At 45.1% G+C, this 21,318-nt stretch carries 25 protein-coding genes, 1 pseudogene and 2 riboswitches; of the genes and pseudogenes, 9 read left to right on the top strand and 17 right to left on the bottom strand.

Annotated elements, in window-relative coordinates:
* Positions 1–199 precede the first annotated feature (199 nt).
* Positions 200–286, top strand: a riboswitch (cyclic di-GMP riboswitch).
* Positions 287–359: 73 nt separating this feature from the next.
* On the top strand, positions 360–698 hold the full coding sequence (locus tag M3212_RS21030; RefSeq protein ID WP_251195882.1) for a hypothetical protein: 339 nt from the start codon (positions 360–362) through the stop codon (positions 696–698).
* Between the two features lie 70 nt (positions 699–768).
* Here M3212_RS21030 and M3212_RS21025 read toward each other — a convergent pair whose 3' ends face one another.
* From M3212_RS21025 to M3212_RS21000, 6 genes are all read right to left on the bottom strand, one after another.
* The gene (locus tag M3212_RS21025) at positions 769–1,329 is read right to left on the bottom strand and encodes an FAD-dependent oxidoreductase (protein ID WP_251195881.1); all 561 of its coding nucleotides are present in this window, start codon (positions 1,327–1,329) and stop codon (positions 769–771) included.
* A 243-nt stretch (positions 1,330–1,572) separates the two neighbouring features.
* Positions 1,573–1,965 carry a YusW family protein gene (locus tag M3212_RS21020; RefSeq protein ID WP_251195880.1) on the bottom strand — a complete coding sequence of 131 codons (393 nt, stop codon included), beginning with the start codon at positions 1,963–1,965 and terminating at the stop codon, positions 1,573–1,575.
* Between the two features lie 153 nt (positions 1,966–2,118).
* Positions 2,119–3,078: a methyl-accepting chemotaxis protein gene (locus M3212_RS22175; RefSeq protein ID WP_285874931.1), complete on the bottom strand. Its 960-nt coding sequence runs from the start codon at positions 3,076–3,078 to the stop codon at positions 2,119–2,121.
* A gap of 516 nt (positions 3,079–3,594) precedes the next feature.
* Entirely contained in the window at positions 3,595–4,209 is a 615-nt protein-coding gene (locus tag M3212_RS21010) for an FMN-binding negative transcriptional regulator (RefSeq protein WP_251195879.1), read from the bottom strand.
* Positions 4,210–4,321: 112 nt separating this feature from the next.
* Entirely contained in the window at positions 4,322–4,543 is a 222-nt protein-coding gene (locus M3212_RS21005; protein ID WP_251195878.1) for a hypothetical protein, read from the bottom strand.
* Between the two features lie 95 nt (positions 4,544–4,638).
* Complete coding sequence (locus M3212_RS21000; protein WP_251195877.1) at positions 4,639–5,295, bottom strand: potassium channel family protein; 657 nt, start codon at positions 5,293–5,295, stop codon at positions 4,639–4,641.
* Between the two features lie 78 nt (positions 5,296–5,373).
* A riboswitch (cyclic di-AMP (ydaO/yuaA leader) is annotated at positions 5,374–5,519 on the bottom strand.
* A 299-nt stretch (positions 5,520–5,818) separates the two neighbouring features.
* On the opposite strand from M3212_RS21000, the gene sda reads away from it, so the two are divergent.
* On the top strand, positions 5,819–5,983 hold the full coding sequence (sda, locus tag M3212_RS20995; protein WP_251195876.1) for a sporulation histidine kinase inhibitor Sda: 165 nt from the start codon (positions 5,819–5,821) through the stop codon (positions 5,981–5,983).
* A gap of 225 nt (positions 5,984–6,208) precedes the next feature.
* Here the strand turns inward: sda and modB are convergent, their stop codons facing one another.
* Complete coding sequence (modB, locus tag M3212_RS20990; protein ID WP_251195875.1) at positions 6,209–6,862, bottom strand: molybdate ABC transporter permease subunit; 654 nt, start codon at positions 6,860–6,862, stop codon at positions 6,209–6,211.
* A 2-nt stretch (positions 6,863–6,864) separates the two neighbouring features.
* Positions 6,865–7,647: a molybdate ABC transporter substrate-binding protein gene (modA, locus tag M3212_RS20985; protein WP_251195874.1), complete on the bottom strand. Its 783-nt coding sequence runs from the start codon at positions 7,645–7,647 to the stop codon at positions 6,865–6,867.
* Positions 7,648–7,828: 181 nt separating this feature from the next.
* On the opposite strand from modA, the gene M3212_RS20980 reads away from it, so the two are divergent.
* Positions 7,829–8,770: a helix-turn-helix transcriptional regulator gene (locus tag M3212_RS20980; RefSeq protein ID WP_251195873.1), complete on the top strand. Its 942-nt coding sequence runs from the start codon at positions 7,829–7,831 to the stop codon at positions 8,768–8,770.
* A 109-nt stretch (positions 8,771–8,879) separates the two neighbouring features.
* On the opposite strand, the gene M3212_RS20975 is transcribed toward M3212_RS20980, so the two are convergent.
* Positions 8,880–9,095 carry a hypothetical protein gene (locus tag M3212_RS20975; protein WP_251195872.1) on the bottom strand — a complete coding sequence of 72 codons (216 nt, stop codon included), beginning with the start codon at positions 9,093–9,095 and terminating at the stop codon, positions 8,880–8,882.
* 465 nt (positions 9,096–9,560) lie between these two features.
* Between M3212_RS20975 and M3212_RS20970 the strand changes: the two genes are divergently transcribed.
* Together M3212_RS20970 and M3212_RS20965 are read left to right on the top strand one after the other, a co-directional pair.
* Entirely contained in the window at positions 9,561–10,643 is a 1,083-nt protein-coding gene (locus tag M3212_RS20970) for an N-acetylmuramoyl-L-alanine amidase (RefSeq protein ID WP_251195871.1), read from the top strand.
* Between the two features lie 170 nt (positions 10,644–10,813).
* Positions 10,814–10,966 (top strand): hypothetical protein, encoded by a 153-nt coding sequence (locus M3212_RS20965; protein ID WP_251195870.1) that lies wholly within the window; start codon positions 10,814–10,816, stop codon positions 10,964–10,966.
* Positions 10,967–11,108: 142 nt separating this feature from the next.
* On the opposite strand, the gene M3212_RS20960 is transcribed toward M3212_RS20965, so the two are convergent.
* From M3212_RS20960 to M3212_RS20945, 4 genes are all read right to left on the bottom strand, one after another.
* Positions 11,109–11,735, bottom strand: a complete 627-nt coding sequence (locus M3212_RS20960) for an FMN-dependent NADH-azoreductase (RefSeq protein WP_251195869.1) — start codon at positions 11,733–11,735, stop codon at positions 11,109–11,111.
* A 92-nt stretch (positions 11,736–11,827) separates the two neighbouring features.
* Positions 11,828–12,271, bottom strand: coding sequence for a MarR family winged helix-turn-helix transcriptional regulator (locus M3212_RS20955; protein WP_349774217.1), 444 nt, complete (start codon positions 12,269–12,271; stop codon positions 11,828–11,830).
* 144 nt (positions 12,272–12,415) lie between these two features.
* On the bottom strand, positions 12,416–14,122 hold the full coding sequence (locus M3212_RS20950) for a methyl-accepting chemotaxis protein (RefSeq protein ID WP_251195867.1): 1,707 nt from the start codon (positions 14,120–14,122) through the stop codon (positions 12,416–12,418).
* Positions 14,123–14,353: 231 nt separating this feature from the next.
* Entirely contained in the window at positions 14,354–14,863 is a 510-nt protein-coding gene (locus M3212_RS20945; protein ID WP_251195866.1) for a hypothetical protein, read from the bottom strand.
* Positions 14,864–14,998: 135 nt separating this feature from the next.
* Here M3212_RS20945 and M3212_RS20940 point away from each other — a divergent pair, with 135 nt between their 5' ends.
* On the top strand, positions 14,999–15,421 hold the full coding sequence (locus M3212_RS20940; protein ID WP_251195865.1) for a VOC family protein: 423 nt from the start codon (positions 14,999–15,001) through the stop codon (positions 15,419–15,421).
* A gap of 219 nt (positions 15,422–15,640) precedes the next feature.
* Here the strand turns inward: M3212_RS20940 and M3212_RS20935 are convergent, their stop codons facing one another.
* The gene (locus M3212_RS20935; RefSeq protein ID WP_251195864.1) at positions 15,641–15,784 is read right to left on the bottom strand and encodes a hypothetical protein; all 144 of its coding nucleotides are present in this window, start codon (positions 15,782–15,784) and stop codon (positions 15,641–15,643) included.
* A 65-nt stretch (positions 15,785–15,849) separates the two neighbouring features.
* On the opposite strand from M3212_RS20935, the gene sigK reads away from it, so the two are divergent.
* From sigK to M3212_RS20920, 3 genes and pseudogenes are all read left to right on the top strand, one after another.
* On the top strand, positions 15,850–16,557 hold the full coding sequence (sigK, locus tag M3212_RS20930; RefSeq protein WP_251195863.1) for an RNA polymerase sporulation sigma factor SigK: 708 nt from the start codon (positions 15,850–15,852) through the stop codon (positions 16,555–16,557).
* A gap of 704 nt (positions 16,558–17,261) precedes the next feature.
* Entirely contained in the window at positions 17,262–18,125 is an 864-nt protein-coding gene (locus tag M3212_RS20925) for an Abi family protein (protein WP_251195862.1), read from the top strand.
* An 18-nt stretch (positions 18,126–18,143) separates the two neighbouring features.
* Positions 18,144–18,437 (top strand): annotated as a pseudogene (locus M3212_RS20920) (sigma-70 family RNA polymerase sigma factor); the annotation flags it as partial.
* Between the two features lie 136 nt (positions 18,438–18,573).
* On the opposite strand, the gene M3212_RS20915 reads toward M3212_RS20920, so the two are convergent.
* The 3 genes from M3212_RS20915 to M3212_RS20905 all read right to left on the bottom strand — a co-directional run bounded on the left by M3212_RS20915 (position 18,574) and on the right by M3212_RS20905 (position 21,066).
* Complete coding sequence (locus M3212_RS20915; protein WP_251195861.1) at positions 18,574–19,722, bottom strand: M20 family metallopeptidase; 1,149 nt, start codon at positions 19,720–19,722, stop codon at positions 18,574–18,576.
* A gap of 108 nt (positions 19,723–19,830) precedes the next feature.
* Positions 19,831–20,367: a class F sortase gene (locus M3212_RS20910; protein WP_251195860.1), complete on the bottom strand. Its 537-nt coding sequence runs from the start codon at positions 20,365–20,367 to the stop codon at positions 19,831–19,833.
* A complete protein-coding gene (locus M3212_RS20905; protein ID WP_251195859.1) occupies positions 20,368–21,066 on the bottom strand; it encodes a DUF4397 domain-containing protein in 699 nt (232 codons plus the stop codon).
* Between the last annotated feature and the right edge of the window lie 252 nt (positions 21,067–21,318).

Here is a 21,318-nt window from a genome sequence, read left to right as displayed (position 1 = left end):
GTATTTACACACATACAAAACAAAGAAGGTTCAAGAAGGCACCAAATGAATATTTAAACAATCTTGAAACCAAATGGTTAAGGCACAACTAAACCATTGTGTTAGTTGTGCCGTCTAAGTTTTTTTTGTCGAAACTATAGATTTTTTCGAAAATAAATTCTATTATTATATCAAAAGAACTACTAATCTTTCGATCGAAATAAGATAATGGCAAACTTACTGAAAAGTAAGGACGCAAAGCTAAAGGGACTAATGGAGTAAAATCCGATGTCAGCCAGCTGCCTTAATCAATAACTCCTTTTTTCTTTTTCGCAACCAGGATTTTTTGAGGCAGCATTAAGATGTAAGGAGCTATTGGAATGATGAAGCAAAATGAATCGGAACTCAGCACATTGCTGACGTACTTTGACAGGCTCTTAAAAGAATACCCGGATGATGCAAGTTCATTTTTTGCCTATAAAAATTTCCTCAAAGTTCTGGTAGATCACCCTACCTACAGCCGACTATGGCCCTCTTCTGAAATTTTAGCGGTTATCGCCCATAAAAAGCCTCGTCTCTTTGATTTACTGAAAAAGCACTCGGCCGATATGACGTATTTTTACTTTCTGCAATCAAAGGACGTTGACTATCATCAGGCTGAAAAACGGCTGTCCCAGCTTCATAAAGCACTGCAAAAAGACAAGGACCCAATTGGCTAAAGTCCTTGTCTTTTCAGCTTGCAGAACTGATCCGGAGCAGATAGTAGCTCTGTCCTCCGCTCAAGCATACTTATTTAAGCAAGTCGTGATCAACATAGCGCTCGCCATTCAGTTCACTGATGACGTTAATTGCGGCTTTAGCTCCGTCACCGGCTGTAATAATCGTATGTACGCTTACACCGGCGCACGTCCCCGCTGCCCAAATGCCGTCAATATTGGTTTTCCCGTCCGGCGTTGTCTTAATGATTTTCTTAATACGCGGTTCTGTACCTTCTGTCGTTTCCACTCCGATCTTTTCCGCAAGATCGACTATCGCCCCTGTTGCTAAAATGATCTGATTACTTTCGTAGCTTTCACTGTCTGTCTTGATCAGAAAGCCCTCTCCCTGCTTCTCAATCGCTTCAACGGAGCCATTAACCAGCTGAGCTCCAAACTTTTCAGCCTGCTTTTTCCCAAGTGCGAGCAGATCTGGACCTGTTGTTTCCAGGACTCCGTAATGATTTTCCACCCATGCCCGCTTCGTCATGCTTTTATCACTATCTACTACTACTGTCTTCTTTCCCGCCTTTGCCGCAAAAATAGCAGCGCTTGCTCCGGCAGGTCCTGCTCCAATAATCGCAATATCAAACATAGCACAGTCCTCCTTCTCTATTGGATTCGTCCTCATTATAACAGAATGTTGGCAATTGTATAAATTATAACCGCTACGGACAGCGATAAATAATCTTCAAAGCTTAGAGATGAATAAAAGCAAGACGAAAAGACCCGACCCCAGCCGAATACCGGGATCAGGTCTTGAAGGCACTACCCTTAGTGGATCAGTTTCGCTCCATCGAAGGTTTTCTCCTGATGTTGAGCCCATACTGCAAGAAAGTCAGCCTTTCACATCAATATCAATTTGCTTCCCGTCCGTAAATTCAGCATCAATATCCAGCTCGCTCACATCAGCTTGATTGACATTCAACTGCGAAAGCACCCGATCGATCACCTGCTGTTCCGTCATGTCGGCCGTTAAAGCGAGCGCCTCGATCAGCGTACTTGCCTTTGTCGCTGCTTCCTCTCCGTAAAGAACAGCTTCGCCCGGCGCTTGATATTTTGCTTCGATGCGGTCTCCTTCAACCTCATACTCAATATCATATTTATCGTTGTTTTTTAATTTTAGCTCCAGCTCAAAATCGGCAATATTCGCTGCCGCTAATCCACCCGCTGCAAAGACGGTAAAACAAAGCATGGCGAAAAACATCATTGTGATCCATTTCAGTTTCATCTTAATCATCCCTTCAGGTTTAGTGATTCATCGATACTATCTCCTTCCTGTTTAAAAATATGCAAAAAACTACCTCTGACATAGGTAAAGGCCGGGCAAAGGTAAAAAACCTTTTGGCCCAGCCCCTGTTTTTCATTCGTTAATTCGTTACGTTCAAGCCCCTTCAATTTCCCGAAACTGTTCAATTCCTTTTTCCAATTTCTCGTCAACCCGTTTTGCATCATCAATATGCTGAACGATTAAATCGTTGGCATCTTCAAACAAGCGGGCCGTTCCTGTAATTTCCTCCATGACTTCTCCAGTGTATTCTTTTTGACCGGCGATGTTTTGCAACACTTCGTTGACTTCAGCCTGAACAGCTTTAATATGCGAAAGAACTGCATCGATTTTTTCAGTCGTTTTCGTACTAATGCCGATCCCTTCATGAACCAGCTCCGTGCTTTCCGTAATGGAGTGAAGAGAATCCTTAATTTCGTGCTGAATCGTCTTCGTCAGGGAATTAATCGTATCCGTACTCTTGCCCGTATTCTCAGCGAGCTTTCTGACCTCTTCCGCGACAATTGCAAACCCTTTTCCATGCTCACCTGCTCTTGCTGCTTCGATCGAAGCATTCAGCGCCAATAAATTAGTCTGGTCAGCAATTTCCTTAATGATTTGCACAATATTTTCAATTTCCTGAGATTGTAAGCTTAATTGATTCATTTGTGAGGAGGTTGCTGCGAGCTGCTCACTTAACGTTTGCACGACTCTTTCGACCTCGCTCACGCTTTTCTTGCCTTCTGTCGCTTCTGCCACTACTTCATTTGTCGAGGTAATCAGAATACCGCCCTTTTCATGAAGCGACAGCGAGTTTGCATTCGTTTGCTCACTTAGCTCATTTACTCGTTCGAACTTTGTTTTAATCTGATCGACGAGATTACCTAATACATCGTGCTGACCGTTAACATGCTCATGCTGTTCAATAATATGTAAAAGGTTTTCATGCAGCTCTTTCGCCGATTGACGGAAATACTCTTCTTTTTCCCGGTTGGTTCTTTCAGCCTCAGCGAGCTGCTTTTTAAGCTGATCAACTTCATTTCGTAATGCCTTTGCTTCCCTTGCGCCTTTAAACATCGTTTTGCCTCCTAAAAAATATGATTCTACTAAGTAGATTCTATCATATACTCGTTTGGATTCATGACTTTGTATTCAAAATTATATCATATTTTTACAAAATAACAGAAATTCCGTAGATTTTCTCCTGAATTTTTGGAGCGAACCAAGCATAATTTGCGTAAATTACTCCATAATAAATATAACAAAATGACTATAAAGGATGGTAATCATGCTGAATTCTCCACCTTATGTACTTCTCATTATCACTGTTGGGGTTCTCCTGTTCATATGCATCGCTCTGATCCTTTGGGGTCGTAAACAATACAAATCAAAATAAACTAGCTTTGGACCTACTGGCAATGGCTTCACACGCCATAAGCCCGTTGTGAGGAACCCACTCACAACGGGCTTTAAAAGATCGTAGCGGTTCCGCTCATTGCTTAGAGGCTGGGAAAAAGGTAAACAAACAACCTTTTGTCCCAGCCTGAGCTTAAGTAAAGTGTGGGGTTGAATATTTTCAATAAGGCAGGCCGTTCAGCGTTTTTTTAAATTTTCCTGCATGAGCAGGGCGATGCGCTGGTCATCTTCGCGTGGACTTTTTTTCAATTCGTTGATGACCCGCTTTTGCCGGTCTACGGGATGGTTCTGACTTAGCTTCGCCTTCCCTTCCAGCTTATTTATTTTTATTGTAAAGCCTTGAATGCCTTTGCTCATATTCGTCAGAAACGAAGGATCAACATCCTCCAGGCGATAGGGACTTCCGGGAACTTCGTATGTCGAAACCATCTTTTGCAATGAATCAGCCAACTCATCTTGCTCTTCAACCAGCGCTGCTTCCCCGTAAACATGAACCGTCACATAGTTCCATGTCGGAACCGCTTTACCCGTTTCATACCAGGAGGGGGAAATATAGCAATGAGGACCTTGAAAAACCGCTAAGACCGTCTGACCGTTAATCTCTTTCCATTGTGGATTCGCGCGGGCAAAATGCCCATACAAACAGTGCCTCTCTTCGTCAAGAAGCAGCGGCAAATGAGTGGCAACCGGCATTCCGTCATGCGTGGAAAAAAGCGTCGCAAAACTATGCTCTTTCACTATTTTATTGATCATTGCCTCATCATAAATTGTAAAATGTGAAGGAATATACATAAGCACAGGGCTCCTCTCGATCTCTTTCTACATCATTATTTCTCCTTTAGACATGCCACTCCCTGCATTCAGCTCGCTGAACGCAAATGAAAAAAGCCCCGAGGGGGCTTTTTTAATGGACGAGGCGACTGTTCTGCAGGCGTCTTTTCAGCTCATAACCGGCAATTCCCGCTGCTACATCTTCATTTAGACACTTCTTTTCAAAAACGGTTTCCGTGACTCCATTTCCTTCTCTAATCACTTCGGCATACCAGCCGTCGGGGCGCTTTGAACGTTTCGCGACATATTTGACATCATTCATTAGCATCACTCCCTTGTCTAACCAATTCGACATGAGCGGACCGCTCCCTGCCAAAACATTGTCGCACAGTGACAATCAGGACAAAAGTATTAGCGTTAAAATGGATGAGCTGGCCGGCGTCTTCCTTCTTACAATCCCTCATCTTCAAATCGTTTTAAATCATTTTTATGACCGATGACAATCAGCACATCATCCTGTTCCACCTGATCCGTTGGTACAGGCGCAATATTAATCTCTTCTCCGCGCTTGATCCCGAGAATCGTACAGCCGTATCGTGCCCGGACATTCAGCTCTACCAATGACTTTCCAGCTACTTTCTCCGTCGCCAGCAATTCGACAATGCTGTAATCAGCAGACAGCTCAATATAATCAATAATCTTTTCGGAGGTGATGTGCTGGGCAAGACGAATCCCCATATCCTGCTCCGGATGAACAATCCGGTCAGCCCCGATTTTCTCCAGCACCCGCTGATGATAATAATTTTGTGCTTTCACCCAAACCTTTTTCACCCCTAGCTCCTTCAACAGCAGGGTCGTAAGAATACTTGATTGGATGTCATCGCCAATTGCGACGATAACATAATCGAAGTTTCGTATGCCCAATGACTGCAAAGCCTTTTCATCCGTCCCGTTCGCAATCACACTGTGCGTCGAGTGGGGTGTGATATCATTCACTTTTTCTTCCTGATGGTCAATCGCCAGCACTTCATGACCTAATTTGTATAATTCCTTGCAAACACTCGTTCCAAATCGTCCCAGTCCAATAACGGCAAATTGTTTTTTCATTTCTGTTAATCCTTTCTTCTACACCAGACACCAAAAAAGACCATCACAAACAGAATGGTCCGTGCAAACCTGGACCTTTCTCCCGGTAGTATAACGCTTACGAGGTTAGCTGTCGGATTAGGGATTGAGAGTATCCCTTCTTATAACAATAAGATTCACCCCGTGATAGAAAATTATTCCATCGATTCGGTTCCCCCGCTCTCAAGATTCAGCGACTAAAAAGGTGTTCAGGCTATTTAGTTTTTTACGTTCTTAAATGTACTCCGATCACTCCGGATTGTCAATCACGAATGGAAGAAAAGCACACAAGGCGGGAAGTGGATAGACAGGGAAAGGTTTTTCAGACAGAAATGGAAAATAGGAGCTGACTATGAATGAGGAAGAATCATTCTATAACGCGTATTTAATATATTACATTTTTATTACATACAGATAGAGTTCTAGTAAAATCCATATAAATATTATAAAATTTACAATTGTGTGGTGATAAAAAAGCTGACAAATATTGTGAGGTGAAAGAGCTATGCTGAGACATTTGGATAATGAAACAATTATTGAAGCTTATTTTCGGGCGATTGAATTAAATGTCAATGATGACTTTCTCTTATTGCTGAAACAAGAGCTGATTAGAAGAGAACTGTTTAGCACGTCTTTTTCAACCCTTTCTTCATCTCGACCTCGCGCTTAGATATCCATTCGATCAGTTTCATTTCGTCAAGCGTCAAATTTCTTTCCAATTTCATAGAAAAATATCCCTTGAGCACGTTACTATTCAAAGCTTACCATCTCCTATCGAAGACCTTTTTATTCTATTTTACTTACATTCTGCAAAATTGCAAGCGCTCTCATTCTTGGCATGGCGATAAAGCGCCACAACTGTCGCGTCATGGCACTTTAGTCATTCGCTCTCTCCCTACTTAAGTCGCTGAACACATAGTAGCAAGAAGAAGGAAAAGATCATAATCGATCCGACCCAATAATAAGCCAGAATCATCCGGCCGGATTCAACGGCCACGAAAATAGCCGTTGACATCGTTTGGGTGCGACCGGGAATATTGCCGGCAAACATTAATGTCGCCCCGAATTCTCCCAAGCCACGGGCGAAGCCGAGCATAAACCCGGTCACGACCGACCGCCATGCCAGTGGTAATGTTACATACCAGAACAGCTGATATTCCTTTGCGCCCATTTGACGCGCCGCCTGCTCTAATTCACGGTCAACACTATCAAAACCATTCTGCAACATTTGATAGACGAGCGGAAAGGCCACGACAACCGCGGCAGTGACGGCAGCCCAATAAGAAAAGACAAGCGGTTGAGAAAATAACCATTCAAACGCCTGGCCGATCCAGCTTTGCCGTCCGAGCAAAACGAGCAGTCCAAAACCGATTACTGTAGGAGGGAGCACGAGCGGCAGCATCAAAATCGTTTCAACAACCACTTTTCCTTTAAACGATTTTCTCGTCATAAACCAGGAGGCTAGCATGGCGAGAAGAAAGGCGATGACGCTCGCCACACTGACCACCTGCAAGGAAACGATGACCGGGGACCAAAAGTTAGCCTCCATTATCAGGCACCTGCGAACCCATATTTCTTAAATACTTCCAACACTTCGTCCGTCTGCAGCCATTGATAGAAGCGCGCTGCTTCTTCAGGATGATCGGTGCCTTCGAGCAAGCCGACCGGATAAATAATCGGCTCCTCCGTCTCCGCTTCAGCGACGATTTTCACCTGATCAGACAAAATGGCATCCGTTTGGTAAACCAACCCCGCATCGACATTTCCTGTCTCGACATACGTTAACACTTGGCGGACGTCACTTCCGTGTATCAGTTTGTCCGAAAGCTCTTCATAAATCCCGAGCTCCTCCAGTACCTGCCTGGCGTACTCTCCGGCCGGAACCGTGTCCGGTTCGCCGATGGCAAGCTGGTAAACCTCCTCTTGCAGAAGATCTTCAAACTGTGTAACTGCAAGATCCGAGTCTTCTGCCGTAACAAGGACGAGCTCATTCCGCAACAGATCGGCCCGCTGCGTAATCACTCCCTCTTCCTCCAATTCATCCATCCACCTGACCGCAGCCGAAAGAAACAGATCAGCCGGGGCCCCCTGAATAATTTGTGACTTTAACGTTCCGGATGAGCCATAGTTCGGCACCAGCGTAAGATGTTCATGCTCTCGTTCATACATCTGTTTCAGCTCATTCATCGCGTCTGTCATGCTCGCGGCCGTCATTATATGCAATTCTACTTCCTCATTGGCTTCACTTGATGGCGACGAGCAGCCGACAAACAGCATGATGACAAAAAGCATAATGGCGTATGTAACCCCTTTTTTGTTAACCGGCCCATTCATCCTATTCACTCCCACCTAGATTCATCTAGCACTAAATCAAATCAAATTGTGTATAATCATCTTATCATAAGTTATAAATAGTTATAAATAGATATAAGTAATTAAATTTTTATTTTTGCTCTATTTCTATTACAATTAGAAAAGAATCACTCTTTGATTTTTTGATGCAGGAGGGGAATAAATGGACGATCATTCATATACGACAGAAGAGGTTGCCCGCTTGCTGAAAGTCTCGAAGCTGACTGTTTATGATTTGATAAAAAAAGAGAAACTACCGGCTTTTCGCGTCGGCAAGCAAATGAGAATCGATGCGAGGGATTTAGAGCTTTTCAAATCCCGGACGAAAAGAGGCGAGACGGGTAAGGCAGCATCACTCCCGCCAGTCGAAACGCAAAGCGCCCCACTGTCCTCTACCGCCGATAACTCGATTATTATCAGCGGTCAGGATATGAGCCTCGATATTTTGGCGAAATACCTTGAAGGACGGGAGGGAAAATTTCGCCCCTTGCGCTCCTATGTCGGCAGCTTGAACAGCTTGTTCTCGCTTTTTAAAGAAGAATGCGACATCGTCAGCGTCCACCTGTACGATGGAGAGAGCGGGGAATATAATCTTCCGTATATTAAGCATGTTTTAACAGGTCATGACTATCTTGTCGTCAATCTGATCCGCCGCCAGGCTGGGTTATACGTATCAGGCGACAACCCGCATAACATTCAATCGTGGGCCGATTTAAAAAAGTCGGGTCTCCGCCTCATCAATCGCGAAAAAGGGGCCGGTGCCCGGGTTCTGCTTGATGAGCAGCTGCGTATACTCGGGGTAAGAGGAAAAGAGCTTACCGGCTATGACCAGGAGGAAACAAGCCACCTTGGCGTTGCCGGGGCTGTCCGCAGCAACAGAGCTGATGTTGGGGTCGGAATTGAAAAAGCGGCAAAAATCGTCGGTATTGGCTTTATCCCACTGATCCAGGAACGATACGATCTCGTGCTTCTGAAGAAACCGGAAAATCAGCCATTAATTGATCAAACTCTCGCTATTTTGCAATCAGACACCTTTCAGAGAGAAATTCAGTCGATCGGCGATTACGATCTTACGCTTACCGGCCAAATAATGTATGAAACATGAACCAGACCCGCGATGTCTGCAAAGCAGGCAGAAAAACTGCTTGCTTTGCAAGGCGGAACCGGCGTCGACGCCTATTATTTTCAAAAACAGTGTAGCCTTGCTCCAGCTCCTAACCCACCTCGATTCTCTCCTCTACGGCTAAAATTCCATCCCGTTTAAACATCCTTGTTTGCCGACGGTAATGGCAGTACGCAAGGACATGAGTGTCATTAAAGGCTTTTACGGTCACATATCTTTGCGACAGCTCTCCATTGGCGGCCATATATATAATTTGAATGCGTTCGTCCTTTTCGATGCTCTGCTCCAATATCCGCTTAAGACGCATGTTGGATCTCTCCTTCGTAAGTTTGTTTTCATTATACGCGAACATACATTCCGATTTCAACCTTTAACACGAATGTACGTTCTCTTTTTTATAAAAGCAAGCACCGAACAACGACAAACGGGCTTTCTTCAGCCATCCGCATAACGTGCGAAGCCGCCGCCCTTCCTCGAATCAACCCAAAGTCTTATACTTTCTTATCGTTTAAAAAAGCTTCATGACTAAGCTATCACGCTGTCGACAAGGGACAAAAGAAAGCCGCTACATGCCTGCTGATTCTTTAGACCGGACCGAATCTGCCTAGTATTTTTACAGTTTAAAGTCAAAGTCATACCTTTGTATCGTCTTCGCGTAATCTCGTATTTTTCATTGAACCAAGCGTTGCTTCAATTGTAAAATGGTAACTAAGTACCTCTTACAAAAATGACCAGGCGGCAAAGCTATCAAACTAGGAAGGGTTGAAGCCATGTGACACAGTTTCATAGAAAAACAGCTTTTCTTCTTCTTATTTTTATGATGTTTGCTCTATCGCCCTCTGATGCCGGCGCTGAAGGAGCGAAATGGGGCACGGTGACGTCCGATTCTTCTTTATTAGTAAGAGATCAGCCGAATCAGCAAGGAAGTGTTATCGGCAAATTGGACGCCGGTGAGAAAGTCGAGTACATTCCAGGCTCAAATGGCTGGGGGCAAATTACATACAAAGGAAGGCAGGGATTTGTCAGTCTTGCCTACCTGAATGAAGCTGGACAACGGCAAGCTTCAAACGAGGATCAACCCGCTTCCACCGCCTCGGCAAATCAGGTCGGAACCGTGACGGCCGACACCTTGCTCGTTCGTTCAGAGCCAAGCAGGTCATCCGCGGTCATTGGACAGCTGCACGCTGGACAAGCGGTCGATTACACATCATTGCATTTCGATTGGGCACAAATCACCTATAATGGACAGGTTGGTTACGTCAGTGAAATTTATCTCGCCAACCAGCACGCTTCTGAACAGCAGAGCGCTACAGCAGAGACAGGCAGCTCGTTCGGCACGATCCAAAAAGTGATGATTGACCCTGGGCACGGGGGAAGTGATCCAGGTGCGATTCACGGAACGACCTATGAAAAGGACATTAATTTGGAAATCGCTTTACAAATTCAAAAGGCGCTGGAAGAAGGCGGATTCGCAGTCGACATGACGCGGACGACGGATTCATTTCTCAGTTTGGAGGAACGTGTGTCCAGCGCGAACCAGGCAAATGCTGACCTGTTTATCAGCGTCCATGCAAACAGTCATTACGACCGCTCGATCAAAGGACTGGAAACCCATTATTATGGATCCAGAGAACTGGCATCGATCTTGAACCAGGAATTGCAGGCTGTAAACGGGAGCGGCCTGCGCGGTCTTTATCAATCCGACTTTTATGTTCTTCGAAATACTGCGATCCCCGCTTTTCTTATAGAAGCCGGCTATCTGTCAAACGGGGAGGATCTCGCTTTATTGCAGTCCCCTTCCTACCGCGTAGCTCTTGCTGAAGCCGTTAAGCGTGCTGTTCAGAACATGAATTAAGCATGAAAAGGAGCTCTCCCGGAGACAGTTCACCCCACGAATTCAAAAAAGGAGTTATCTGGCAACCTGCCAAGGATAACTCCTTTTTTCCATGTCTCGTTTCATTAGTTGAAGCATAGGGTAAAGATAAAGCATCAACACATTTTTATTATCTGAAAAGGGGGATTATCATGCATTATGACGGACAAAGAATTGAAAGCGCTTTCTGCGATGAGCAAATAAAAACCTGCTGGATCGCCAAGCCGGAAAACATTGCTGCTTATTGTCCTTACCCATATTTTCCACCACAGCAGCAATCCTCACCAAAGCAAAATGAAGCGTAACAGCTGCTAACGCCTGCTTCGCCCTGCGCCCAGCTGGAGGAAAAAGTCCCTCCAGCTTTAAAAACCTTTGCGCAGACGTCAGGAACTGACCCGGACGACAAAAGGTGTAAATAGCCTTTTGACGCTCTCTGATGTCAGCTTTTTAAAATTCCTTCGCAACAGCAGCTGCCTGATCAAGTCCAGCTTGAATGATGTTCTCAGCTTCATCCGGGAATTGATTATGTCCTTCAATGATGACCGTTTTAATGTCTTTGACACCCCAGAAGCCAAGCATCGTTTGAACGAAGGTAACGGACATTTCCGCAGCTTGAGCAGGACCCTCTGAATAGACGCCGCCTCTCGCGTTAAGAAGCACGACTTTCTTGTCTGGAAGAAGACCAACCGGACCTTCCGCTGTATAACGGAACGTTTTGCCTGCTTGTGCCAGGTAATCTAAATACGTGTGCAGAACGGCCGGCACCGTGAAGTTCCATAACGGGAAAGCAAAAACAACTTTATCCGCAGCAAGGAACTGATCAAGATACTTTGTCACAAGGGCAGTTGCTTCCTCTTCCTCCTTCGTTAGCTCTAATCCGTTTGCCAGCTTGAACATTCCGTTAATCTTAACGGCATCATAGTAAGGCAGGTTCTCCTTAAAAAGATCTAATTCTGTAATTTCATCCTCTGGATGAGCAGCCTGATAATTTTCCAAAAATGTGTGATAAAGCTTTACGCTTACCGCTTGCTCAATTGGTCTTGAATTTGCCTTAATAAATAATACCTTTGCCATCTGAAAAACCCCCATGATTCAATATAATGATCGGTCGCTACAGCAACCTTCTTCTTTAGTAATGTTGTTATAGCAACTAAAAGCGAAGTCGGCTACTCTTTTGAATTAGTAACATTCTTGTTGATGATGGAAAGCAGTCTGTCCAGCTCAGCCAGCTCTTCGGGCGACAGTCCGTTACAAACGGTTTTGTCAAAATCCTCGGCAATAGGAATCACTTTTTCACCAAGCTTTTTCCCGCAAGGTGTTAAATAGAGCTCCAGGGAACGACGGTCATCAGGGCAATGTGTTCTCCGGATAAACCCTTTTTGCTCCAAGCTTGAAACCATCCGCGCGATGTTTGTTTTATCCTTGTGCAGGAACTTCGCAAGCTGATTTTGAGTGAGGCCATCTCTTTCCCAAAGCAGCATCATAATCAAATTTTGCTCTGGAGCCAGATTAAATTCATCAAGTCTAGCTTTAATATAACTTGTTAAATTTAAATCCGTTTTATGAATTTTAATGCTGATATAGTCCTGGAATGTTAATTTCAAAGGCATCCCCCGCAAAATGTTACTTAACAATTCACTTACATTTGGTAAGTATAGTAGAAGAGCATCACTTTGTCAAATGAAAAGAGGCTTTGCCGGCTTCTCCTGTACAGTCAGCAATCAAGCCGGCAAATGCTTTGTTATCAGGGGCTTTTAGGTGAGAAGCGCCTCTGACCGTTTTATTTTAAATGTATCGATCGACGTTTGCAGATCCTCCGCTAACCTCGCCAACGCCTCAGAAGCGGCGGCAATCTCTTCTATCGTCGCATATTGCTCTTCAGTCGCCGCTGAGGTTTCCTGAATAGCCGTCGTCGTTGTTTCTGTAATCCGGCTCACCTCATCTGTCGCCTCGGCAATTTGATTACTCTGCTCCGTTATTTGCTGGATTGATTCCGTCACTTCGTTAACCTTGTCGCGGACGGCTTCAATAGAGAACGCAATCTCGGCAAACGATTGATTCAGTTCATCAGCCGTTTGCAGGCCGAGGGTCACCGTTTGTGTCCCTTCTTCCATCGAGAGAACCGCCTGGTCAATTTCAGCCTGGATTTCCTTAACGAGAGTTACGGTTTGCTGACTTGATTGGCGGGACTGCTCGGCAAGCTTGCGCACCTCATCGGCGACAACTGCAAATCCTTTGCCGTGTTCGCCGGCCCGTGCCGCTTCAATCGCCGCATTCAACGCTAATAAATTCGTCTGCTCGGCAATCGTTGAAATCATGCTCATAATCTCTTCTATCGCCAGTGATTTCGCTGATAATTGCTGAATTGACGTCGCCGTGTAATCTGTAGCAGTCGAGATCGCCCGCATCTGTTCACTGACCATTTCAACGGCGTCTCTTCCTTGTTCGGTTTTCGTCAGGGAATAATCAGACAAAGCCGACATCTCATCACTGTGAAAGGCAATCTGCTTCACACTTTCAGAAGTTTGGTGGATTGACTGGGTAATTTCAGTCATTTTCTCTAGCTGATTCTCCGCCCCTTCCGCTGTCGCCTGCGCCACCTGAGCCATTTGTTGAATCGACTGTGAGCTTTGGTGCGTCCCCGCCGTAAGCTCCTCGGAGGCGGCAGCGACTTGCTCGCTCGCTCTGTTTGTTTCCAGCACTAGGGAACGGAGACTGTCCTTCATTTTATTTAAGCTGCCCGCCAGCTGGGAAAGCTCATCCTTCGACTTAATGGTAACAACGTCTCCGGTTAAATCACCCACCGCCACTGCTTCCATCTGGTTGACGACTTTCTTGATATTCTTTGTAAGATAAGAGCTGAACACAAGGCTAATCATAATTGAGACGATGATCGCGGTCATCGCCCCGCCCAGTATAAGGAGCACCGTCAGCTGAGCATCACGTTGATTTTCGTCTACCAGCCTGTCCGCATTTTCCTGATTCAGATTTGCCATGTGCTCCAGCTCAGCCGTCGCAGCAAGAAACAGCGGCCCTCCTATTTGCAGTCCCTCTCGCGCTTCGTCATAGCGCCCGGCTCGAATTAAGGCAATATTCTGTTGAACCCTATCTTCAAAACGGGCCCAACCTTCGATAAAATTAGTAAAGGACTCACGCTTCTGTTCCGTCATTGTAAAATTGCTATATTGCTCCGTCAGCTGCCGCACATGCTCGAGGTTTTGCTGCGCTCTTTCGGTTGACGCCGGGTCTTCATTTACCGCCGCCTCAAGCATGCTCCCTCTTGTATTTTCAGTCAATCTCATTAGCGTCACCAGTTCAGCTGTCGGCAACAGAGCATCTTCATAAATCTCCTCCGTATTTTCATTCATCGCCTGCAGTCCGATAAATGAAAAAATACTTCCGCCAATTAGTAAACCAACGACGGAAAAGAAAGACAGGAGAACCTTAAAACGTAATGTCATCATACCCACTCCAAACTATTAAAATGATCTTTTTTTCTTACTATACCATATTATTTGGTAATAATAACCTAAGACGAATCAACTAGAGATGATTCATTTATTTCGTTGTAAACAGCAAAAATCCCCTACCAAAGCGAGTTGCTTTGATAGAGGGGCTGCGCAGAACGGAGCCGCTGCCATCTTTTTTTCCTCTTACCCGCAATTACTACCTCGACCTCTTCTTTCGCTTTTTTATGGCCATGGTCTCCATTCAACCATTTGATAGAATTGATTGAGACTATCCTTGAATTCCGGCGTCAGCTCAAAATAGCGGTTACTCTCAATATGAAAGGAGTCCTGACCTTCCCCATAGCGCATCACAAACAACTGTCTGTCCCGACCTTCATAGAGGTTCCCGAGCACAAATATCCGGTAGTGAATGTTACTCTCATCATAAACAGCGTCAGGGTTAATCATGTCCTCTACTTCTTTAGCGCGATCTAGATGGCCAAGCAACTCCCTTACCACTTCCGTGTCCGTCATTCGTTTTGAATACAAATACGGTGTTTCAGAGGATGAGAAATCTCGCTTCTCCACATAAATGCTAACCGGCCTTTTAAAATCTTTGAACGAATAAGTATGCTCAGCAACGACCCCATCCGGATAGGAAAATGGAGTATAGAAATAGGTCTGATTCATCCAAATGACAATACCTACAGCAAGCCCAATCAGCCCGGCAATCGCCATAAGCCATTTTCTCATTGATCTCCCTCCCCTACTTGCACAAATCCATTATCCAATCTTTAACAGCGGACGGCAACATAATTTTGACACTAGCAGCCATGCAGCTGCCGCAATTGGTATAATAAAGAAAACTATGACGAGGAGGCTCATGAGATGAAGCCACGAGTGACAGTCATTACATTAGGTGTTGATCATTTAGAAACATCATTACGGTTTTACCGCGATGGGCTTGGACTTCCGACTGAAGGAATCATCGGTGAAGAATTTGAACATGGCGCAGTCGCGTTCTTTGACTTGCAGCCCGGCTTAAAGCTGGCGATATGGAACCGTAAAGACATCGCCCATGAAGCAAAAGTAGCGTTAGCCCAACCAGGAGCCACTGAATTCACCCTTGGGCATAATGTCAACAGCAAAGCCGAGGTCGATCAGGTGATGGCTCAAGCTGAAGCAGCTGGCGCGACGATCACGGACCCGGCACATGACACGTTCTGGGGCGGCTATTCCGGACATTTCCAAGACCCCGACGGTCATTTATGGGAAGTTGTTTGGAATCCCCAATGGGACCCAATTAAATAAGCGGCCTCTATTTTTTCAAGCTCCGAAAACGAACATAGCGGGTAAAGTCAGGCAGCGATGACCTTACCCACTTATCTCAGTATGTGTTTGTTCAATAGTGACTTTCCTTTCTCCACTTATTTTCCCCCGCTCACACGATTACCTCGCGCGTTTAAAAAGGACTGTCGCTGCTTCCCTTTCGCTTTTCGTTATTTTAGCTGACGTTACGGCTTCTCAGTTCTAATCATCAAGCCCCTTCCTTTTTTCACGATCCTCAGCTTGATCGGCATCCGCTTTTTCATTAGCCTGCCTGACTCCTTTTAAGCCGGCGGCTGTGCCCTTTATTTCACAGACGATTGAACGGGTGTAACATATTTTTGACATGTACAGACACAAACGAGCCCAATCCGACATAAGGTTGGAGTATGGAACAAAATGGGGGTGTTTTCGTGTCTGGCATACTCGCTGCTCTTTCATACTTTGTTAAAGAGGTCATTGTTTTCGTCTCCTATGTCAAAAACAATGCGTTTCCTCAGCCTCTGAAAAAGGAGGAAGAACGGAAATATTTAACACTGATGCAAAAAGGAGACGCAGAAGCCCGCAATCTGCTGATTGAACATAATCTGCGCTTAGTGGCGCACATCGTCAAAAAGTTTGAAAACACTAGAGAAGACACCGAGGATTTAATTTCGATCGGCACAATCGGCCTCATTAAAGCGATTGAAAGCTACTCGGACGGCAAAGGCACCAAGCTGGCGACCTACGCCGCCCGTTGTATTGAAAACGAAATTCTGATGCACTTGCGGGCACTGAAAAAAGTCAAAAAGGACGTCTCCCTCCATGATCCGATCGGGACGGATAAGGAAGGAAATGAAATCACCTTAATTGATGTTCTCCAGGAGGACGGAGAAGATATCGTTGATGTGATTCAGACGAAAATGGAGAAGAAGCAGATTTATGAATACATTCATGTGCTCGACGAACGGGAAAAGGAAGTCATTGTCGGGCGCTTTGGCCTTGATTTGGAGGAAGAACGGACCCAGCGCGAGATCGCTAAGGAATTGGGGATCTCGCGCAGCTATGTATCGCGGATTGAAAAGCGGGCGCTGATGAAGCTGTTTCATGAATTTTACAAGCAGAGTCAGGGAAAAGGATGACACAGCAGTTATGCTGTAAGAATCTACAATCGAACAGAACCTTCGTTCACTCATTATAAAACAAACGTCATGACGTTTATTGGTCTGTGCAAGCTCTTGTATAATCAGTCAGACTTAAAGGGTAGCAGTTATTATTGTAAAGTATGATTAACAAAACCCATCACGCCTCTACAGAGCATGGAGATCCACGTCATCCGGGACGTTCTGCCACTTTAAAAAACTTAAAAAAGATAAGTATTTCAGAATTCTTTGGTTTAAAATCAAGTCAGCCTCTTTAAAATATTAGGCAAACACATTATCAACTACCGCTGTCATCGTGCATTTCGAATGTATGCATGGCCTTTGATGGGGAAATTGGTTCCTGAAAACGAAGAAGCTTACTTGCTGGAACAACAGAAGCAATATAGGAAGATGCAGGAGCGAATGAAGAAGGATAAATAAGAAGACACGTTCTAAATAGAGCGTGTCTTTTTTTTTCATCAACTTTTGTCTACCTTTGTCGAAATGCTAGACATTGCCAGGATAATAATCCTACGATTTATTTATCATAACACTATATTATTGCCTCAGGAACATTTCCCCAAATGATAAATACAAGACTTTCTTGTATTACTACACATATTACTATATAATATATGTAACAGAACCCACCACGCCTCTTAGCAATGCGGACCACGGTGGGTCATTTTTTTATGGAGGATAATATGGATGAGGGATATCCAAAAAAACCATTAAATTTTTCTGAACAATTAGAATTATTAAAGAAGAGAGGAATTGATGTAGAGCACTCTGAATTCGCTTCTTCTTTTCTTAGTCGTGTCAATTATTATCGATTTACCGCTTATTTACTCTCATATAAAAAAGGAGACATGTATATTGAGGGGACTTCTTTTAACCGGATAGTATCTATATACGAATTTGACAAGAAACTTAGAAATTTATTAATAGGGGTTATTGAAGAAATTGAAATAGCATTTCGTACACATATCGCTTATCATCACGCACATAAATATGGTCCCTTTGGATATGAAGATGCTAGCAATTTTTTAAAACAGGAGCGACATCAAGAATTTCTTAAAGAATTACATGAGCTACGCGACCGAAACAGACATAATGAAGATTTCATAAGACATCATTTCAAGAAATATAATGGTCGTTTTCCATTATGGGTAATTATAGAAATTTCTTCATTAGGGACGCTATCTAAACTCTTTAAAAACCTAAAAGAGGAAGATAAAAAACTAATAGCCAAGCAATACTATAATATCCCCTATTGGTATATCGAAAGCTGGTTACATACTTTGACACTTGTTAGAAACTTATGTGCTCATTACAATAGGCTATATAATCGCAAACTTAAATCAAGGCCTCAACTATTCAAAGACATTAAAGATCAGATAGACAACCACAAAATATTCTCATCAATTTATACAATTACTCGATTACTACCAAAAGCCGAAAAGGATTTATTTTTAACAAACCTAACTGCTCTTGTGCTTCAATATGAAGAAGAAATTGATCTAGGCTGTTTGGGGTTTCCTGAAGAATGGGAAAAAATCTTGAAGTAGAAGTACAGGTAAGGTGCGGAAGGAAATGAAATCACCTTAATTGATGTTCTCCAGGAGGACGGAGAAGACATCGTTGATGTGATTCAGACGAAAATGGAGAAGAAGCAGATTTATGAATACATTCATGTGCTCGACGAACGGGAAAAGGAAGTGATTGTCGGGCGCTTTGGCCTTGATTTGGAGGAAGAACGGACCCAGCGCGAGATCGCTAAGGAATTGGGGATCTCGCGCAGCTATGTATCGCGGATTGAAAAGCGGGCGCTGATGAAGCTGTTTCATGAATTTTACAAGCAGAGTCAGGGGAAAGGATAGCGTGAAGCCATTGCCCCGCCATTAAGCATGGAGTGAAACCGTCTTCCGTCTCGATCTCGTAAAGCCCTTTGTGAGTGGTTTCTCACAAAGGGCTTTTGGCGAGTGAAGAAGCTATTGCCAATATCTCTAAGCTAGTTCAACCATTTTTCACTTTGCGGTCTTTCACCAGCTTTTCAATCACTTTGGCGAGCAAAAGGGTGCGCTCCGTTAAGGAAGGAATGTCTAAATATTCCTTCTCGCTATGGGCATTGCCGCCGACCGGACCGAGTCCGTCAATCGTGGGAATGCCCATTGCCGCGGTAAAGGAGGCATCGGAACCGCCGCCGGTTTTCGTATCCTTCAGCTCGATGCCCAGCTCCGCCCCTACCTTCTTCACGACTTGAAAGAGGCGGGCGATTTTTTCGTTTTTGACCATTGGCGGTCTGCTGATGTCCCCGGTCAGTTCAATTTCCGTGCCACTGACATCGGAGGAAGCGCACATCGCTTCAATTTTATGCTCCATCTCTTCGGCCTGCTCCTCCGTTGCCACACGGACATCAATGTGACCAATCGCCGTGGCGGAAACGGTATTGACGGCATTGCCGCCCTCGATAATTCCGACATTAACTGAAATTCCATGCTCATGATCATTCAGCTCATGAAGCTTAACAATCTTATGGGCAAGCTCCTCAATCGCGCTGCGCCCTTTTTCCGGCTCGATTCCAGAGTGGGCTGCCTTACCGTGCACCTCAATCGTGAAGCGGCCATTGCCCCGCCGTTCCGTTACGACAGAGCCGTCCCGTCGCGCCGGCTCCATCACAAGGGCGTAGGCCTTTCCTTTCGCTGCTTCCTCTATCAGCTGACGCGAAGTAGATGAACCAATTTCCTCGTCGCTGTTTAATACCAGTTCAACATGCTGATAGGCATCTGAACCGTTTTCTTTTAAGTAACGGAGTGCGTAAATAACGGAAACAAGACTTGCCTTCATATCAATCACACCAGGGCCGTAAGCACGCGTTCCTCTAATTGTAAATGGTCTCTCTTTTGCCGTCCCCGGCTCAAATACCGTATCCATATGGGCAACGATTAAAATCGAAGCCCTTTGCTGAGCTGGGTGGATGATCCGTAAATGATCGCCAACCGTTTCCTCAGCAATCGTCGTAACGTCAAAGCCAAGCTGCTCAAACAAAGGAATCAATTCCTGAGCGACCTGATCGACGCCTGCCTTATGAGAAGACCCACTGTCTATGTTTACAATCTTTTCTAATAACAAAAGCATCTCTTTTTCCTGCGAATGAACATCCATCTTTCGTTTCCCCTCTACACTTGCTATATCTGTATCATATGCATGATCTTCCTCTTATTTTCAGCGATTTCTGCCTATTTTGCAAGCAAAGAATAAGGGGTGCTCTCGCTAAGAAGAAGATTGATACGGGTAGGAATCACCGCGTTTCTTCGCTGTGACGATAAGACGATGAGAGTGGGTCTGTTCAAGTTGACGATAGACGCCTGAGCATGTGACAAGCTGCAAGCTGGCGCCATGATTTACGGTAAACACGTCCGCGACGGCTTCAGCCTCTTTCGGAAACGAGCGAACGGATTCGACTTGATAGGTTGTAACGAGTCCGCCCCGATCGATCAGATAGAGAAGATCCCCCTGCTCTAATTGAACAAGCTGATAAAAAACAGCCGGACCCTCATAATCATCATAATGTCCAGCGAGTACGGCGCTGCCGCGATCTCCCGGCGTTACCCCGTCTTTATACCAGAACACCTTTGACCCGTCCGGTGGCAATGCTTCCATTTCCTTCCGAGTTAATCCTTCCACCTCCGCCTCAAGTGAAAGGGTGGGAATTTTCAGTAGCAGCGGCTCACGGTCGGCCGCCGCTACTCCGCCCCCGGCATAAACGAAGAGAATGACGCATGCGAGGATCACCGCTTTCTGCTTCATTTACCTCGTTGGTGAAGCGCCGCCCAGTCCCGTTTTCGGCAGATCAGCCGGCAATGGCATATAATCAGTAAGCAGAATCACCGTTAACTGCTCTTCTCCGGCGTTTGACCCCACTGCCAATGCCGTATAAACCGTGTCAGCCTTCAATTCGGTCTCGACCAATTCAAGCAAGGCTGCAGGCTCCTTTATTTCTAATGAATAAGAGCCGGGAGCGACTTCGAGATAGGCGGCCGTCGTCGGAAAAATCAGCTCAGGGAAAAGGACTTCACCCTCAGCGGTCGCTACGGAAAGGGCCGGTGACAATGGCGAAAAATGTGCAACGCGCAGCTTTGTTTTTCCTGCCGAGGTTGTTTGGTCGTCAACCAGCTTGGCGATCGACATTGCCTCGACCTCCCCGATTGCAGCCAGCGTATAATACTGGCCGGCTTCCACCGTTACTTCATCGGTCACTAAAGCGGCATCGGTGTCTCCTGCAGGAAAAATAGAAAAAGTGTGCATTCCCGGACTTAAAGAGAGATACTGACCGGCTTCTGTAAATTCAAGCCCTTCTACAACTAACACTTTATCAAGATAAACATCGACCTTGGGTGCATCTGGTGTGGCATGTACGACTCGTGCCTGTGCCTCTGTTTCGGCATAGACGGGAGCGCCCATTGCCAGCACAAGCAGCAGCAAAACGACAACTCCAGCTTTTTTCATGATTTCATCTCCTTCGAAGGTGCATTCTTTACTAGAATCCCCTTTATAAAGTTTGAACTATTCAACTAGAGCATAAAAAAAACTGGAAGTATCAGCCAGCAGCCATTTCACGTCCCGCTACAACAAAATCAAAACCACCAGTGTGAACTGGTGGTTTGTTCTGCGGCTGAAAGCCTCTCTTACCGGCCTTGGCCTTAAAGGCCCACTGAAAGGGTTTCCCGTCTGCACCACATTCACTCACTAATTCTAAAG

It is taken from the genome of Halalkalibacter oceani (assembly GCF_023715705.1).
GTDB lineage: Bacteria > Bacillota > Bacilli > Bacillales > Bacillaceae_D > Halalkalibacter > Halalkalibacter oceani_A.
This window is presented reverse-complemented; position numbering and strand designations above follow the sequence as displayed.

What these genes read in the sequence shown, in the direction of transcription:
- M3212_RS20960 (WP_251195869.1), bottom strand. Translation starts at nt 11,735, where the DNA reads ATGGCAAAGGTATTATTTATTAAGGCAAATTCAAGACCAATTGAGCAA.
- modA (WP_251195874.1), bottom strand. Translation starts at nt 7,647, where the DNA reads ATGAATGGGCCGGTTAACAAAAAAGGGGTTACATACGCCATTATGCTT.
- M3212_RS20910 (WP_251195860.1), bottom strand. Translation starts at nt 20,367, where the DNA reads ATGAAGCAGAAAGCGGTGATCCTCGCATGCGTCATTCTCTTCGTTTAT.
- M3212_RS20955 (WP_349774217.1), bottom strand. Translation starts at nt 12,271, where the DNA reads ATGCCTTTGAAATTAACATTCCAGGACTATATCAGCATTAAAATTCAT.
- M3212_RS21010 (WP_251195879.1), bottom strand. Translation starts at nt 4,209, where the DNA reads ATGTATATTCCTTCACATTTTACAATTTATGATGAGGCAATGATCAAT.
- M3212_RS20940 (WP_251195865.1), top strand. Translation starts at nt 14,999, where the DNA reads ATGAAGCCACGAGTGACAGTCATTACATTAGGTGTTGATCATTTAGAA.
- sda (WP_251195876.1), top strand. Translation starts at nt 5,819, where the DNA reads ATGCTGAGACATTTGGATAATGAAACAATTATTGAAGCTTATTTTCGG.
- M3212_RS21030 (WP_251195882.1), top strand. Translation starts at nt 360, where the DNA reads ATGATGAAGCAAAATGAATCGGAACTCAGCACATTGCTGACGTACTTT.
- M3212_RS21005 (WP_251195878.1), bottom strand. Translation starts at nt 4,543, where the DNA reads ATGTCGAATTGGTTAGACAAGGGAGTGATGCTAATGAATGATGTCAAA.
- M3212_RS20935 (WP_251195864.1), bottom strand. Translation starts at nt 15,784, where the DNA reads ATGTCAAAAATATGTTACACCCGTTCAATCGTCTGTGAAATAAAGGGC.
- M3212_RS21025 (WP_251195881.1), bottom strand. Translation starts at nt 1,329, where the DNA reads ATGTTTGATATTGCGATTATTGGAGCAGGACCTGCCGGAGCAAGCGCT.
- M3212_RS20905 (WP_251195859.1), bottom strand. Translation starts at nt 21,066, where the DNA reads ATGAAAAAAGCTGGAGTTGTCGTTTTGCTGCTGCTTGTGCTGGCAATG.
- M3212_RS22175 (WP_285874931.1), bottom strand. Translation starts at nt 3,078, where the DNA reads ATGTTTAAAGGCGCAAGGGAAGCAAAGGCATTACGAAATGAAGTTGAT.
- modB (WP_251195875.1), bottom strand. Translation starts at nt 6,862, where the DNA reads ATGGAGGCTAACTTTTGGTCCCCGGTCATCGTTTCCTTGCAGGTGGTC.
- M3212_RS20945 (WP_251195866.1), bottom strand. Translation starts at nt 14,863, where the DNA reads ATGAGAAAATGGCTTATGGCGATTGCCGGGCTGATTGGGCTTGCTGTA.
- M3212_RS20915 (WP_251195861.1), bottom strand. Translation starts at nt 19,722, where the DNA reads ATGGATGTTCATTCGCAGGAAAAAGAGATGCTTTTGTTATTAGAAAAG.
- M3212_RS21000 (WP_251195877.1), bottom strand. Translation starts at nt 5,295, where the DNA reads ATGAAAAAACAATTTGCCGTTATTGGACTGGGACGATTTGGAACGAGT.
- M3212_RS20925 (WP_251195862.1), top strand. Translation starts at nt 17,262, where the DNA reads ATGGATGAGGGATATCCAAAAAAACCATTAAATTTTTCTGAACAATTA.
- M3212_RS20950 (WP_251195867.1), bottom strand. Translation starts at nt 14,122, where the DNA reads ATGACATTACGTTTTAAGGTTCTCCTGTCTTTCTTTTCCGTCGTTGGT.
- M3212_RS20965 (WP_251195870.1), top strand. Translation starts at nt 10,814, where the DNA reads ATGCATTATGACGGACAAAGAATTGAAAGCGCTTTCTGCGATGAGCAA.
- M3212_RS21020 (WP_251195880.1), bottom strand. Translation starts at nt 1,965, where the DNA reads ATGAAACTGAAATGGATCACAATGATGTTTTTCGCCATGCTTTGTTTT.
- M3212_RS20975 (WP_251195872.1), bottom strand. Translation starts at nt 9,095, where the DNA reads ATGCGTCTTAAGCGGATATTGGAGCAGAGCATCGAAAAGGACGAACGC.
- M3212_RS20980 (WP_251195873.1), top strand. Translation starts at nt 7,829, where the DNA reads ATGGACGATCATTCATATACGACAGAAGAGGTTGCCCGCTTGCTGAAA.